Annotated in this window: 11 protein-coding genes and 2 pseudogenes; 7 read left to right on the forward strand and 6 right to left on the reverse strand. The window is 74.8% G+C overall.

Features of this window, described 5'->3' with window-relative positions; genetic code table 11:
- Nucleotides 1–414 precede the first annotated feature (414 nt).
- A complete protein-coding gene (leuS, locus tag ACVCAH_RS32180; RefSeq protein ID WP_447140011.1) occupies nucleotides 415–3,255 on the forward strand; it encodes a leucine--tRNA ligase in 2,841 nt (946 codons plus the stop codon).
- Nucleotides 3,256–3,302: 47 nt separating this feature from the next.
- Here the strand turns inward: leuS and ACVCAH_RS32185 are convergent, their stop codons facing one another.
- The gene (locus ACVCAH_RS32185; protein ID WP_447140012.1) at nucleotides 3,303–4,157 is read right to left on the reverse strand and encodes an ABC transporter permease subunit; all 855 of its coding nucleotides are present in this window, start codon (nucleotides 4,155–4,157) and stop codon (nucleotides 3,303–3,305) included.
- The gene (locus ACVCAH_RS32190) at nucleotides 4,154–5,065 is read right to left on the reverse strand and encodes an ABC transporter ATP-binding protein (RefSeq protein WP_447140013.1); all 912 of its coding nucleotides are present in this window, start codon (nucleotides 5,063–5,065) and stop codon (nucleotides 4,154–4,156) included. Before ACVCAH_RS32190 ends, ACVCAH_RS32185 begins: the two co-directional genes overlap by 4 nt.
- A gap of 132 nt (nucleotides 5,066–5,197) precedes the next feature.
- Between ACVCAH_RS32190 and ACVCAH_RS32195 the strand changes: the two genes are divergently transcribed.
- Together ACVCAH_RS32195 and ACVCAH_RS32200 are read left to right on the forward strand one after the other, a co-directional pair.
- Nucleotides 5,198–6,430 carry a sensor histidine kinase gene (locus ACVCAH_RS32195; protein ID WP_447140014.1) on the forward strand — a complete coding sequence of 411 codons (1,233 nt, stop codon included), beginning with the start codon at nucleotides 5,198–5,200 and terminating at the stop codon, nucleotides 6,428–6,430.
- Complete coding sequence (locus tag ACVCAH_RS32200) at nucleotides 6,427–7,083, forward strand: response regulator (protein WP_447140015.1); 657 nt, start codon at nucleotides 6,427–6,429, stop codon at nucleotides 7,081–7,083. The genes ACVCAH_RS32195 and ACVCAH_RS32200 overlap by 4 nt, the downstream gene beginning before the upstream one ends.
- A 205-nt stretch (nucleotides 7,084–7,288) precedes the next feature.
- On the opposite strand, the gene ACVCAH_RS32205 is transcribed toward ACVCAH_RS32200, so the two are convergent.
- From ACVCAH_RS32205 to ACVCAH_RS32220, 4 genes are read right to left on the reverse strand one after another with little or no spacing between them, the layout of a single operon-like run.
- The gene (locus tag ACVCAH_RS32205; protein ID WP_447140016.1) at nucleotides 7,289–8,077 is read right to left on the reverse strand and encodes a phosphotransferase family protein; all 789 of its coding nucleotides are present in this window, start codon (nucleotides 8,075–8,077) and stop codon (nucleotides 7,289–7,291) included.
- Between the two features lie 4 nt (nucleotides 8,078–8,081).
- The gene (locus ACVCAH_RS32210; protein WP_447140017.1) at nucleotides 8,082–8,765 is read right to left on the reverse strand and encodes a TVP38/TMEM64 family protein; all 684 of its coding nucleotides are present in this window, start codon (nucleotides 8,763–8,765) and stop codon (nucleotides 8,082–8,084) included.
- Nucleotides 8,762–9,481: a type 1 glutamine amidotransferase gene (locus ACVCAH_RS32215; RefSeq protein WP_447140018.1), complete on the reverse strand. Its 720-nt coding sequence runs from the start codon at nucleotides 9,479–9,481 to the stop codon at nucleotides 8,762–8,764. Before ACVCAH_RS32215 ends, ACVCAH_RS32210 begins: the two co-directional genes overlap by 4 nt.
- Nucleotides 9,471–10,718 carry a MurT ligase domain-containing protein gene (locus ACVCAH_RS32220; protein ID WP_447140021.1) on the reverse strand — a complete coding sequence of 416 codons (1,248 nt, stop codon included), beginning with the start codon at nucleotides 10,716–10,718 and terminating at the stop codon, nucleotides 9,471–9,473. Before ACVCAH_RS32220 ends, ACVCAH_RS32215 begins: the two co-directional genes overlap by 11 nt.
- A 356-nt stretch (nucleotides 10,719–11,074) precedes the next feature.
- Here ACVCAH_RS32220 and mraZ point away from each other — a divergent pair, with 356 nt between their 5' ends.
- From mraZ to ACVCAH_RS32240, 4 genes and pseudogenes are all read left to right on the forward strand, one after another.
- Nucleotides 11,075–11,506, forward strand: a complete 432-nt coding sequence (gene mraZ / locus ACVCAH_RS32225; protein WP_447140019.1) for a division/cell wall cluster transcriptional repressor MraZ — start codon at nucleotides 11,075–11,077, stop codon at nucleotides 11,504–11,506.
- A gap of 208 nt (nucleotides 11,507–11,714) precedes the next feature.
- A pseudogene (gene rsmH, locus ACVCAH_RS32230) lies at nucleotides 11,715–12,819 on the forward strand (16S rRNA (cytosine(1402)-N(4))-methyltransferase RsmH); the annotation flags it as partial.
- Nucleotides 12,815–13,423 (forward strand): hypothetical protein, encoded by a 609-nt coding sequence (locus ACVCAH_RS32235; RefSeq protein ID WP_447140020.1) that lies wholly within the window; start codon nucleotides 12,815–12,817, stop codon nucleotides 13,421–13,423. The pseudogene rsmH and the gene ACVCAH_RS32235, both read left to right, overlap by 5 nt.
- 4 nt (nucleotides 13,424–13,427) lie before the next feature.
- A pseudogene (locus tag ACVCAH_RS32240) lies at nucleotides 13,428–13,868 on the forward strand (penicillin-binding protein 2); the annotation flags it as partial.

The raw sequence follows: 13,868 nt of genomic DNA on the forward strand, positions 1-13,868 counted from the left end.
CCCGCCGTTGGGTTCGCGACGCCGAGCCTCGTCTGCCGCAGAAATCTCACTGGCCTCTCAGGCTAACCATGTTTGTCGTGATCGCCGACCCCCGCAGGTGGACCGCCGGTTACGCCCCGAATATTCGCCGGACGGGGGACCCGCGCCCCGGGGGGCGGGCGTCGACCGGGCCGGCCGTCCCGACCTGTGGTGGCGGGCGGCGCCGGTGGCCGGTCGGCGGGTACACTGCCGGACATGGCCGGAGTCTTCCTGCTTCTTACCGGGCCGTGCTGATGCGCTGAGACGCGCGACAGCACGGCGGCCCCTCATGCGTGAGGGGCTTTTTTGTGCCCGTCGCCGGCCCGCCCGGCGCTCGGGCGGCAGCACCCACCAGACAAGCACGAGACGACGCGCCGAGCGACGCGAGGAGACGCCATGAGTGAGGCAGCCGCACCGGCCAACGACATCCCCCCGTTCCGGTACACCGCGGCCCTGGCCGACGAGATCGAGCACCGCTGGCAGGACTTCTGGGACCGCGAGGGCACCTTCCACGCCCCGAACCCGACCGGTCCGCTGGCCGACCCGGGCCACCCCCGGGCGGGCGCCGAGAAGCTATACGTGCTGGACATGTTCCCCTATCCGTCCGGCGCCGGCCTGCACGTCGGGCACCCGCTGGGTTACATCGGCACCGACTGCTTCGCCCGCTACCAGCGGATGGCCGGGCGCAACGTGCTGCACGCGATGGGCTTCGACGCGTTCGGCCTGCCCGCCGAGCAGTACGCGGTGCAGACCGGCACCCACCCGCGGACCACCACCGAGGCGAACATCGAGCGCTACAAGTCGCAGCTGCGCCGGCTGGGGCTGGCCCACGACGAGCGCCGCTCGGTGGCCACCATCGACGTCGACTTCTACCGCTGGACCCAGTGGATCTTCCTGCAGATCTTCAACTCCTGGTACGACCCGCGGGCCGGCAGGGCCCGACCGATCGCCGAGCTGATCAGTGCGTTCGAGGGTGGCGCCCGGCCCATCCCGGACGGCCGGCCGTGGGCCGAGCTGACCGTGGCCGAGCGCCGGCGGGTCGTCGACGACCACCGGCTGGCGTACGTCTCGGAGGCCCCGGTCAACTGGTGCCCGGGGCTGGGCACCGTGCTGGCCAACGAGGAGGTCACCGCGGACGGCCGCTCCGAGCGCGGCAACTTCCCGGTCTTCAAGCGGAACCTGAAGCAGTGGATGATGCGGATCACCGCGTACGGGGACCGGCTGCTGGACGACCTGGACACCCTGGACTGGCCCGAGCCGATCAAGATGATGCAGCGCAACTGGATCGGCCGCTCCCAGGGCGCGCACATCGACTTCCCGACCGCGGCCGAGCCGATCCGGGTGTTCACGACCCGGCCGGACACCGTCTTCGGGGCCACCTACATGGTGCTGGCACCGGAGCACGAACTGGTCGACGCGCTGGTGCCGGCGGCCTGGCCGGCGGGGACGAAGGACGCCTGGACCGGCGGGCACGCCAACCCGCGGGCGGCCGTCGAGGCGTACCGGAAGGCGGCGGCGGCCAAGACCGACGTCGAGCGGCAGGCGGAGACGAAGGAGAAGACCGGCGTCTTCGTCGGTGCGTACGCCACCAACCCGGTCAACGACTCGCAGATCCCGATCTTCATCGCCGACTACGTGCTGGCCGGCTACGGCACCGGCGCGATCATGGCGGTGCCCGCCCAGGACGAGCGGGACTGGGAGTTCGCCGAGGTCTTCGAGCTGCCGATCGTGCGCACCGTGCAGCCGGCGGAGGGCTTCACCGGCAAGGCGTACACCGGGGACGGGCCGGCGATCAACAGCGCCGCGCCCGACCGCGGCCTGGACCTGAACGGCCTGGGGGTGGCCGACGCCAAGGCCCGCATCATCGAGTGGCTGGAGGCCGCCGGGCACGGCCGCGGCGCCGTGACCTATCGGCTGCGGGACTGGCTGTTCAGCCGGCAGCGCTACTGGGGCGAGCCGTTCCCGATCGTCTACGACTCCACCGGCGCGGCCATCGCGCTGCCCGAGGAGATGCTGCCGGTCGAGCTGCCGGAGGTGGACGACTTCTCGCCGAAGACGTTCGACCCGGACGACGCCGACTCGAACCCGGAGACCCCGCTGTCGCGCCGCCGCGACTGGGTCGAGGTGGAGCTGGACCTGGGTGACGGCCCGAAGCGGTACACCCGGGAGACCAACGTGATGCCGCAGTGGGCCGGCTCGTGCTGGTACGAGCTGCGCTACCTGGACCCGACCAACTCCGAGCGGTTCGTCGACGCGGAGAACGAGCGGTACTGGATGGGCCCGCGCGGCGCCGGCGACTGCGGGGGCACCGACCTGTACGTCGGTGGCGCCGAGCACGCCGTGCTGCACCTGCTGTACGCCCGGTTCTGGCACAAGGTGCTGTACGACCTGGGCCACGTGTCGTCGTTCGAGCCGTTCCGCAAGCTGTTCAACCAGGGCTACATCCAGGCGTACGCGTACACCGACGCGCGCGGCGCGTACGTGCCGGCCGAGCAGGTCGTCGAGCGCGACGGCGGCTTCTACCTGGGCGACACCGAGGTCAACCGCGAGTACGGCAAGATGGGCAAGTCGCTGAAGAACGTGGTCACGCCGGACGAGATGTGCGCGGCGTACGGGGCGGACACGTTCCGGGTCTACGAGATGTCGATGGGCCCGCTGGAGGTGTCCCGGCCGTGGGAGACCCGGGCGGTGGTCGGCTCCTACCGGTTCCTGCAGCGGGTCTGGCGGGCGGTCGTCGACGAGCAGACCGGCGAGCTGCGGGTCACCGACGACCCGGCCGACGAGGCGACCCGGCGGCTGCTGCACAAGGTGATCGACGGGGTCCGCGGCGACATGGAGGCGATCCGGTTCAACACCGCGATCGCCAAGCTGATCGAGCTGACCAACGGGCTGACCCGGCTGTCGGCAACCCCGCGCGAGGTGGCCGAGCCGCTGGTGCTGATGCTGGCGCCGTTCGCCCCGCACATCGCCGAGGAGCTGTGGCGGCGGCTGGGGCACGACACCTCGCTGACCTACGCGGACTTCCCGGTGGCCGACCCGGCCCTGCTGGTGGCCGAGACGGTGACCTATCCCGTGCAGGTCAACGGCAAGGTCCGTGGCCGGGTCGAGGTGCCCGCCGACGCGTCGGAGGAGACCGTCCGCACCGCCGCGCTGGAGGCGGTGGCCGGCACCCTGGCCGGCAAGGAGCCCCGCAAGGTCATCGTGGTGGCCGGCCGGATGGTCTCCGTGGTCGCCTGACCCGTTCCGCCCGCCGGGCCCGCCCCGAGTCGGGCCGGCGGGGCGGGTCAGGGGTCGCGCCGGTGAATGGCGAGGACGGCGACGGCGAGCGCGGCGACGGACCAGCCGGCGAAGGTGAGCCAGGAGCCGGTGACGGTGGCCGGGAACGGGTCCGGGTTGAGGATGTCCGGGTGCACCTCGATCAGCCGTTGCCAGGCCGCGACGGGCAGCGCGTGGCGGAGCTCGGCGATCCACCGGTGCTTGTCGCTGTCGACGACCAGGGGCAGCAGCAGGAGCACCGAGGTGGCCGCGACGACGGTCCCGGCGGCGTGCCGGACGACCGCGCCCAGACCCATCCCGAGCAGCGCGCAGACCGGCACCAGCAGGGCGCTGCCCAGGACGGCCAAGGCCACGCCCGGCTCGCCGATCGACCAGCCGGCGTCGCGTCCGGACAGGATCGCCTGGGACACCCAGAACGAGGTCGCCGCGGTGACCAGGCCGAGGACGAGCATCACCGCGGTCAGCACGGCGGCCTTCGCGGCCACCACCGACCGGCGGGCGGGTACGGCGGCGAACGTGGCGCGGATCAGCCCGCTCTGGTACTCGCCGACCACGGTCAGCGCGCCGACGGTGGTGGCGGCGAGCATCAGCAGCAGGTAGCCGGCCTCGGGGAAGGCGTCCCGCACCGGGCCGTACAGGTGGAACATCTCCCGCCGCCCGTCCGGGTACGACGGCCAGTTCCGGTAGTCGGCGAGGCTGGCGTTGGCGCTGACCGCGACGACGAACAGGAAGACCAGCGGCAGCGTCCACCGGGTCGAGCGGAGTGACCACAGCTTGATCCACTCGGCGGCGAGCAGGTCGCGGAACCGGGCCGGCGCGCCGGTCACCGGTGCGCGGGTGGGCAGTGGCGTCACGGTGGTCATCGGGTCGTCCTTCCGGTGTACTCGACGCTGGCGGCGGTGAGTTCCATGAACGCTTCCTCCAGCGAGGCGGTGCGGGTGGCCAGCTCGTGCAGCGGGACCCGGTGGGCGAACGCGAGGTCGCCGATCCGCTCGGCGGTCAGGCCGGTCACCACCAGCGTCCCGGCGTCGTCCGGGCGCACGGTGCCGCCCTCGGCCGCCAGCACCGCGGCCAGCGCCGCCGCCTCGGGCGTACGGACGGCCACGCTGGTCCGGGTGCCGCGGGCGGCGAACTCGGCGAGGCTCTGCTCGGCGATCAACCGGCCCCGGCCGATCACCACCAGCCGGTCCGCGCAGTTCTCCATCTCGCTCATCAGGTGGCTGGAGACGAAGACCGTGCGCCCCTCGCCGGCCAGCCGCCGGAACAGGTCGCGCACCCAGCGGACCCCCTCCGGGTCGAGGCCGTTGAACGGCTCGTCGAAGAGCAGCACCGGCGGGTCGCCGAGCAGCGCGGCGGCGATGCCGAGCCGTTGCCGCATGCCCAGGGAGAACCCGGCGATCCGGCGTCGGGCGACGTCGGCCAGCCCGACCTCCCGCAGCACCTCGTCGACCCGGGCGCGACCGATGCCGTTGCCGCGGGCCAGCGCGGTCAGGTGGGCGCGGGCGGACCGCCCGCTGTGCACGTCGCCCGCGTCCAGCAGCGCGCCGGCGTGCCGCAGCCCGCGCGGCCGGTCGGCGAACCGGACGCCGGCCACGGTGGCGGTGCCGCTGCTCGGCCGGGTGAGCCCGAGGATCATCCGCAGGGTGGTGGACTTGCCGGCCCCGTTCGGGCCGAGGAACCCGGTGACGTGGCCGGGCCGCACGGTCAGGGTCAGGTCGTCGACGGCCGTGGCCCGGCCGTACCGTCTGGTCAGGGCGTGGAGTTCGATCACCTGACCCACGCTGCCGGGCCGGGGCCGCGCCGGCATCGCGCCGGCGGCCACATCCGGCGGCCCCGGACCCGCCCCGGGGCGTACGCCCGTGGGCCGATGCCCGGCCCGGGGTCGGCTGGCTACGGTGTGCGCATGGACGCCACCCTGCCGCTGCCCCGCCGGGCCTCGACGCTGGCGCGCGCGGTGCTGCCCTGGGTCGGCGTCGCGCTGCTGCCCGTCGCCCTGCTGCTCGCCCCGGCCGTCGCGAGCAGCCCGGCCGGCATCGGCTTCGGCGACTGGTGGATCCCGGAGCGCTACCTGGTGCCGCTGCTGGTCCTGGCCCTGCCCGCCGGCCTGCTGCGCCGCCGCCCGCTGCTCGCCCTGGGGCTGATGCTGGTCGCGGCCTGCCTGGTCACGATGACCGTCTACGTGCCGGAGAACGGCTACCTGCGCGACATCTGGTACGCCCAGTTCCTCGGCGTCGACCTGGTGGTCGGGCTGGTCGCGGCGCACCGGTCCCGGCGCGTCTCGGTGCCGGCCGCGGTCGTGGTGCTCGCGGTGCAGGTCGCGGCCAGTTTCGTGAACCCGTCCGAGGACCCGTTGAGCCGGGCCATCCTCTCCGTGCTGGCGGTGGTCACCGCGTGGACCGTCGGCGACTCGGTCCGGGCCCGCCGCCGGCACGCCGAGGCGCTGCGCGCCCACCAGGCCGCCGAGGCGGTCACCGCCGAGCGGCTGCGCATCGCCCGCGAACTGCACGACCTGGTCGCGCACAGCATCGGGGTGATCGCCATCCAGGCCGGCATGGGGGCGCGGGTGATCGACAACCAGCCGGCACAGGCGCGGGCCGCCCTCGCCACCATCGAGGCCACCAGCCGGGAGACGCTGGCCAATCTGCGCCGTACGCTCGGCGCGCTGCGCCGCCCGCAGGGGGAGTCGGCGGCGCTGGAGCCGACGACCGGGCTGGCCGATCTCGACCGGCTGGTCGCGGCGGCGGCGGACGCCGCCGTCCGGGTGCGGCTGCACCGGCGGGGCCGGCCCGGTCCGCTCCCCGCCGACCTCGACCTGGCCGCCTACCGGATCGTGCAGGAGGCGCTCACCAACGTGGTCCGGCACGCCGGCACCGCCGACTGCCGGGTCACCGTGACGCAGGATCCGGAGCAACTGGCCGTGGAGATCGTCGACGACGGCCGGGGCGGCCCGGTCGGCGGCGAGGGGCACGGGATCGTCGGCATGCGCGAGCGCGTCGCCCTGCTGGGCGGCCGGTTTCACGCCGGGCCGCGCCCCGAGGGCGGCTTCCGGGTCGCCGCCGAGCTGCCGGTGCCACCGGAGTCGCCCGCCGCCGACCCGGCACCGTCCCGGCCGCGTCCGGCGGAGGCGGACCGGTGACCGTCCGGGTGCTGCTCGCCGACGACCAGCCCCTGGTCCGCGCCGGCCTGCGGGTGCTCATCACCGAGGCGCCCGACCTGGCCGTGGTCGGCGAGGCCGGCACCGGCGCCGAGGCGGTCCGGCTGGCCCGCGACGTGGCGCCGGACGTGGTCCTGATGGACCTGCGGATGCCCGGCACGGACGGCATCCAGGCGACCCGGACGATCACCGCGCACGGCGGGCCGACCCGGGTGCTGGTGCTCACCACCTTCGACGACGACGAGCACGTGCACGCGGCGCTGCGCGCCGGCGCCAGCGGGTTCCTGGTCAAGGACATGGCGGTGGACGACATCCTGACCGCGATCCGGGTGGTGGCCGCCGGGGACGCGCTGATCGCCCCGGCCGTGACCCGCCGGCTGATCGCCGAGTTCGCCCGCCGGCCGGAGCCGGTCACCCGCCGCCGGGACCTGGCCGGCGTCACCGACCGCGAGCGCGAGGTGCTCACCCTCGTCGGCCGGGGGTTGTCCAACGCGGAGATCGCCGCCGAGCTGGTGATCAGCGTGGCCACCGCCAAGGCGCACGTCGCCCGGCTCTTCGCCAAGCTCGGCGCCCGGGACCGGGTGCACCTGGTCATCGCCGCCTACGAGGCCGGGCTGGTCACCCCGACGGGTTGACCGGCCCGGTAGGTCCCGGCGTCGCTGGCCGCGACCCGGCGCGGCCTCGGGACCAGGACGTGCGGCGGAGCGGGCCGGGCCGGTGATGCCCCGATCGGCGTGATGACTCTGCGGCATAAATATGCCGCGGAGTCATCAGGCCCGTCGGGACGCGGGCAGGCGCCGGTCGACGCCCCCGAGGCGGCCGGGGCGAGGGCGCGGCGGATCAGTCGCCACCCAGTGCGGCCAGCACGGCCGGGCGGTGCCGCAGCAGCCAGTCGTGCCAGCCGTGGACCAGCCGCACGATGCCGGCCGCCCGTAGCCGGCGCATGCCCGGCTCGTCCCGGTCGGCGCCGGCCTCGATGCCCCGCCAGGTGCCCTCGAGCTGGTCGAGCATGACCTCGACCAGTTCGACGCGGGGCAGCAGCGGGCCGTCCGCGCCGGCGTAGGCGTCGCGGAGCAGGCCGGCCCGGCGGCCCAGCTCGGCCGGGTCGGCGCCGTCGCCGAGCTCGGCCCAGTGCCAGGCGGCGAAGGCCACGTCCGCGATCCGGCGGCCCGGCCCGGCCCGGTCCCAGTCGAGGAAGGCGACCGGCAGCAACCCCTGCGGCGAGTGCCGGTAGACGGTGTTCTTCGGGGACAGGTCGCCGTGGCAGACCGTCTCGGCGCCACCGGCGAGCGGGCTGCCGGCGCAGGCGTCGTGCAGCCGCCGGATCAGCCCGGCCAGCCGGATCAGCGCCGGGTCGGCGAAGTAGCCGGGGTCCTCCCGGTCCCGCCAGGGCACCCGGCCGTCGAGGTGGCTGAGCACCTGCCGGCCGTGCTCGTCGGTGCCGAGGTGGCGGGGCGCGAGGTCCGCGCCCACCCGCTCCAGGTGCCGCAGCAGCGCCGCGACGAAGTCGGCGTTCTCCGGGGGCGTACGCCGGACGGTGTCGCCGACCCGGACCACCTCGGCGATGAAGCCCCCGGGCAGGCGCTCCTCGGTAGTCGGGCCCGGGCTGTTCACCGGATGAGGGGGCATCGCGTCATCGTAGGTCGGGGCGGTGCCGGCGCTCGGCGCGCCACCAGCCGCGGATCAGCACCACGCTGGCGACCAGGCCGAGCGCCGCGGGGGTGGCGGCGACCCAGTTGACGTCGCCCGGGGAGGTGACCGCCGCGCCCACGGCGGCGTAGCCGAAGGCGGTGGGTGCGGAGGCGAGCAGGCTGCCGGCGAGGAACGGCAGCACCCGGGCGCCGGTGGTGCCGTAGCCGTAGCTGACCAGCCCGAAGCCGGCGATCGGCAGCAGCCGCACGGTGATCACGCCGAGCACGCTCTGCCGGGCGAACCAGCCGTCCAGCCGGGCCAGCCGGCCGCGGACCCGCTCGGCGACGAAGTCCCGGCCGAGCAGCCGGCCGACGGCGAAGCCGAGCGCGGCGGCCAGCAGCGCGGCGCCCAGCGCGTATCCGGCGCCCTCCAGCGGGCCGAAGATCGCCCCGGAGGCGAGCGTGACGAAGGTCCGCGGGACCAGCGCGACCAGCAGCAGCGCCCCGCCGAGGATCGCCGCGACCGGGGCCAGCGCGCCGAGCCGGGCGGCCAGCAGCGGCAGTTGGGCGACGTCGGGGCGGGGCGCCACCAGCAGCAGCACCCCGAATCCGGCGAGCAGGAGCAGCAGCAGCAGGAACCGGACGGCCGACGGCTGCCCGGGCAGCCGCCGGACGGCGCGGATCATGCCCGGGCGGCGGCCACCGCGGCGCGGCGCTCGGACCGGAGCCGGTCGGACCAGGTGTCGTCCAGCGGCGGCAGCTGGTGGACGCCGGTGGCCCAGCGCAGCAGCAGGTCGGCCAGGGCGGGGTTGCGGGCCAGCGCCGGCCCGTGCGAATAGGTGCCGAGCAGCTTGCCCCGCCAGGCGCCCTCGGTGCCGCCGTCGTTGCCGACCCCGGCGGTGACCCGGGCCAGCGGGGCGACCTCCGGGCCGAGGTGGGTCCGGCCGCCGTGGTTCTCGAAGCCGCTCAGCGCGGGCAGCCCCAGCCGGGGGTCGATGTCGCCGGCCAGCTCGCCGACGGCCCGGGTCGGCCCCCGGTCGGAGGAGAGGTCGAGCAGCTCCAGGCCGCGGTACTGGGTGCCCTTGGCGAAGAAGGAGGTGCCGAGCAGTTGGTAGCCGGCGCAGACGCCGAACACCACCGACCCCTGGGCGACCGCCCGGTGCAGGCCGCCGTCGGCGATCAGCCGCTGGGCGCCGAGCGCCTGCGGGCCGTCCTCACCGCCGCCGATCAGGTAGATGTCCGCCGTGGCGGGCAGCCGCTCGTCGGAGCGGACCTCCAGCACCTCCACCGGCATCCCGCGGCGTCGGGCGCGGTGGGCCAGGATCAGCGCGTTGCCCCGGTCGCCGTAGGTGGAGAGCAGGTCGGGGTAGACCCAGACGATGCGCAGGCTCTCAGTTGACACGGTCCAACTCCGCTCGGATGTCCTGGAACGCGGTGTAGTTCGCGATGACCTCCAGCCGCCCGGGGGGCGCCGTCCGGACGGCCTCGTCGAACGTCCGCACGTGCTGGAACGGCACCCCGTTGACCTCGAGCCGGACGGCCAGGTCGTACGCCCGGTCGCCGGTGATCAGCACCTGCCGGCCGCGCAGCGGGGAGAAGTCGACGTCGAACAGCCATGAGGTGTCCAGCCCGTCGGGGTCGCGGGCGTTGATGGAGAGCAGGGTCGGCGCCTCGTCGGCCATGTCGAACGCCTCCAGCCAGCTGGCCGGGTTCTTGGCCAGCAGCAGCCGGATGTTGCGCCCGTCCCGCTCCACCTGCGCGTAGCGGCCGGCGACCGAGGCGACCGTGCCCAGTTGCAGCACCGCGTCGACCGGGCGGACGCCGAACTCGGCGGCGACGGCCAGCGCGGTGGCCGCGTTGCCGATGTTGACCTTGCCGGGCAGCTGGAGCTTGACCTTGTGCCAGGCGCCGGTCGGATCGACCACGCCGTCGTCCTCGACGGTCCACTGCGGCTCGGGCCGGCGCAGCGGGCAGCCGCTGCACCACCACTGCTCGCCGGAGCGCTGGATGGTGGAGCCGCACTCCGGGCAGACCCAGGAGTCGTCGTGCCACCGCTGCCCGGCGCTGAACCAGGTGACGTGCGGCGGGTTGATCCGGTGGTCGTGGTTGGGCGGCGGGGACGCGGCCCACACCACCATCGGGTCGTCGGCGTTGGCGACCACCCGCACGTCGGGGTGCTTGACCAGGGCGGCCCGCCAGAGCTGCGCCATCATGGCGACCTCCTTGGCCCGGTCGAGCTGGTCGCGGGAGAGGTTGAGCAGCGCCACCACGTGCGGCTCGGTCGCCTCCAGCACCTGCGCGAGGTAGTGCTCGTCCACCTCCAGCACCGCGTACGGGGTGCTGCCGGCCTTGGCCAGCGCCGAGGTGTGCCCGGTGGGCATGTTGGCGCCGAACGAGTTGGTGGCGACCCGGCCCAGCACGCCGACCGCCGCGGCGGCGAGCCGGGTGGTGGTGGTCTTGCCGTTGGTGCCGGAGATCAGGGCGATGGCGCGCCCGGCCGAGAGGTGTGCGAGCAGGTCCGGGTCGATCTTCAGCCCGATCCAGCCGCCGATCACCGAGCCGTCGCCCCGGCCCGCGGCCCGCGACAGCGCCGCGGCCGTCCGGGACACGGAGCTGGCCACCTTCGCCCGCAGGGGCATCTTCGGGTCCGTCACCCGAGCGAGGTTACCGGACCGGTGCCCCCGCCAGATCGCCGCCGAGGGCGAACCGTTCGGCCGGGGTGGCCCGGCGGGTGGGACGGATCGCGCTCAGCCGGATGGAGTCGATCTATGTCGGAAAGCGGACGCGGCCGGCGGGGCCGTTCCGCCCTCCACTCCGCCCCACCCCTTCTGACGTGCGGTTTTGCGCGCGGAATGGGCGCGCCACGCGGGTGTTTCTGGTTGCAGGTGGAGGGAAGTGGAGTAGAGTGGGGCGCAATGGTGAGGCCGGGAGGGCCCACCGGCCCGGGGGGTCAGCGGCGCCGCGAACGCCGCTAAAGGGCGAGGGGGTTGGGCCGATGTTCCTCGGCACCCACACCCCACGCCTGGACGACAAAGGCCGGTTGATCCTTCCGGCGAAGTTCCGGGACGAGCTGGCGGGGGGTGTCGTGATCACCAAAGGGCAGGAGCGCTGCCTCTACGTCTTCCCGATGCCCGAGTTCCAGCGGATCGCGGAGCAGTTGCGCGCGCAGCCGATGACGAGCAAGGCGGCCCGGGCCTACAGCCGGGTCTTCTTCGCCAGCGCGCACGACGAGGTGCCCGACAAGCAGGGCCGGGTGACCATCCCGGCCCACCTGCGGGACTACGCCGCGCTCGACCGGGACCTGGTGGTCATCGGCGCGAGCACCCGGGTGGAGATCTGGGACAGGTCCGCCTGGGAGACCTACCTCGCCGAGAGCGAAGACGACTTCGCCGACATCGAGGAGGGGGTGCTGCCCGGCGGTCTGTAGGGCGTGACGGCGCCCGACGTACTGCGAGATCTCCAGCCGCTTTCGAGTTCCTGGCACCCCTTCCCCGGTGCCAGGCGCACGATCCAGTGGGAGGGCCGCGGCCTCCGGCGGGCGGGAGCGGATGGGGATCTGGCGGTACGACGGCACGGCGTCGTCCGACGACAGGACGCGGACGGAATGAACCGGTAACGAACCAGTGGGGGTCGACATGGGGGAGCTGCGCGGCACGCACGTGCCGGTACTGCTCGAGCGGTGTCTCGAGTTGCTCGCCCCCGCGCTGGGCCGGGGCGGACGGACAGTCCACGTCGACGCGACGCTGGGGCTGGCCGGCCACGCCGAGGCGGTGTTGCAGGCACACCCGGAGACGGTGCTGATCGGCCTGGACCGGGACACCGAGGCGCTCGCCCACGCGCGCGTCCGGCTGGCCCGCTTCGCCGACCGGGTCCACCTGGAGCACGCCGTCTACGACGAGCTGCCCGAGGTGCTCGACCGGCTGGGCTACCCGGGCATCGACGGGATCCTGTTCGACCTCGGGGTCTCCTCGCTGCAGCTCGACGCGCCCGACCGCGGGTTCGCGTACGCGCAGGACGCGCCGCTGGACATGCGGATGGACCAGACCCGGGGGGTGACCGCCGAGGAGGTGGTCAACACCTACGCCCACCCGGACCTGGCCCGGGTGCTGCGGGTCTACGGCGAGGAGAAGTTCGCCGGCCGGATCGCCTCGACGATCATCCGGGAGCGCGAGCGCGAGCGGATCACCTCGTCGGCGCGGCTGGCCGAGCTGGTCCGGGAGTCCATTCCGGCACCAGCCCGACGAACCGGGGGACACCCGGCAAAGAGAACGTTTCAGGCTTTAAGGATCGAGGTAAACAGGGAGCTGGCAGCGCTGGAGACGGCGCTGCCGGCCGCGCTCGACCGGCTCAACGTGGGCGGCCGCATGGTGGTCCTGTCCTACCACTCGCTGGAGGACCGGCTCACCAAGGCGGCGCTCGCCGACCGGGTCCGCAGCAAGGGCCCGATCGACCTCCCGGTCGAACTCCCCGGGTCCGGTCCGACGTTCCGGCTGCTCAGCCGGGGCGCCGAACTGCCGGGGGAGGCGGAGGTCGCCGCGAACCCGCGCGCCGCGTCGGTGCGGTTGCGGGCCGCGGAGCGCATCGACCCGAACGCCGAGCAGCAGGGGCGGACCGACCGCGAACGGTCCCGCCGCCGGGTCAAGGCGATGCACCAACCGGGGACGGGGTCGACCACGGAGGCAACCGTGGTGGACCCCGGGGGACGGGACAGGGACGGACGTAGAGGGGGAGGGACATGAACATAGACAAGCGCGACCGCCGGGACGTCACCGGCGGCGGGCAGCGCGCACCGCGGTCGGGGGGCCGGACCGCGGCGGAGCGGGCCACGCGCGTCGGGACCGGTGCTCCGGGTACGGAGCGGGTGAGCCGACTGGCGGAGACTCGCGCCCGGGGGGCGCGCGAGTTCCCGACCCAGGGCAGCGCCGCGCTCCGGCCGGCGGAGCGGGCCACCACCGCCACCGCGGCGCGTCCGCCGCGGCTGCGGGTGGCGCCGCCGCCGCCGGTGCGGGTGCCGCGGGCGCCGTTCGCGGCGCTGATCGTGGTGCTGGTGGTCGGTGGGGTGCTCGGCATCCTGCTGGTCAACACCAAGATCAACGAGAACGCCTTCCGGCTGGAGCGGCTGCAGCAGCAGCAGGCCCAGCTCGACCTGGAGCAGCAGCAGCTGAAGAAGCAGATCGCCGAGGCGGAGGCGCCGGGCAACCTGGCCGCCGAGGCCCGGCGGCTCGGCCTGGTCGAGGCGGGTGAGCCGGCGTACATCCGGCTGCCGGACGGCCGGATGATCGGCGTGCCGCAGCCGGCCGACGGCGAGCCGTCGGTCACCAGCCAGCAGGGCACCGGGGGCTAGGACGGTGCCCCCGAGATCGGACGAACCGCGCCGGGACGCCACGGGCTCCCGGCGCGGCTCGTCCCGTGCCAACGGTGGCCGGGGCACCGAGCGCTCGGCCGAGCCGGGCGTCGGCGGCATCTCCGACGCCCGGGCGTACACCCCCCGGGGGCGCACCATCCGGGAGGGCGCCGCCCGCGCCGACCGCGACGAGCGGGTCGCCCGGCCCGAGCAGCGGCGCACGCCGCGCAGCACCCGCTCCGGCGACCCGTTCCGGCCCGCCCTGCAGGTGCTCGACGGCGGCCGTACCGGGGCCACCCGGGCGGGTCGCCGCGACGCGGCCGGCGGCCGGTCCGGCGTGGTCCGCACGGTCAGCCCGCGCGCGCCCTTCGACGACGAGCCACCGGCGGCGCCGCGCCGCCGCCCCGCGCCGCGCACCACGCGCCGGCCGGACCGCACGGCCGGC

The sequence above is a fragment of the Micromonospora sp. LZ34 genome (assembly GCF_052981855.1).

Excerpts from the sequence above, each read along its gene's own strand:
- leuS (WP_447140011.1), top strand. The coding sequence starts at position 415 with ATGAGTGAGGCAGCCGCACCGGCCAACGACATCCCCCCGTTCCGGTAC.
- ACVCAH_RS32185 (WP_447140012.1), bottom strand. The coding sequence starts at position 4,157 with ATGACCACCGTGACGCCACTGCCCACCCGCGCACCGGTGACCGGCGCG.
- ACVCAH_RS32195 (WP_447140014.1), top strand. The coding sequence starts at position 5,198 with ATGGACGCCACCCTGCCGCTGCCCCGCCGGGCCTCGACGCTGGCGCGC.
- ACVCAH_RS32205 (WP_447140016.1), bottom strand. The coding sequence starts at position 8,077 with ATGCCCCCTCATCCGGTGAACAGCCCGGGCCCGACTACCGAGGAGCGC.
- ACVCAH_RS32210 (WP_447140017.1), bottom strand. The coding sequence starts at position 8,765 with ATGATCCGCGCCGTCCGGCGGCTGCCCGGGCAGCCGTCGGCCGTCCGG.
- ACVCAH_RS32220 (WP_447140021.1), bottom strand. The coding sequence starts at position 10,718 with ATGCCCCTGCGGGCGAAGGTGGCCAGCTCCGTGTCCCGGACGGCCGCG.
- mraZ (WP_447140019.1), top strand. The coding sequence starts at position 11,075 with ATGTTCCTCGGCACCCACACCCCACGCCTGGACGACAAAGGCCGGTTG.
- ACVCAH_RS32235 (WP_447140020.1), top strand. The coding sequence starts at position 12,815 with ATGAACATAGACAAGCGCGACCGCCGGGACGTCACCGGCGGCGGGCAG.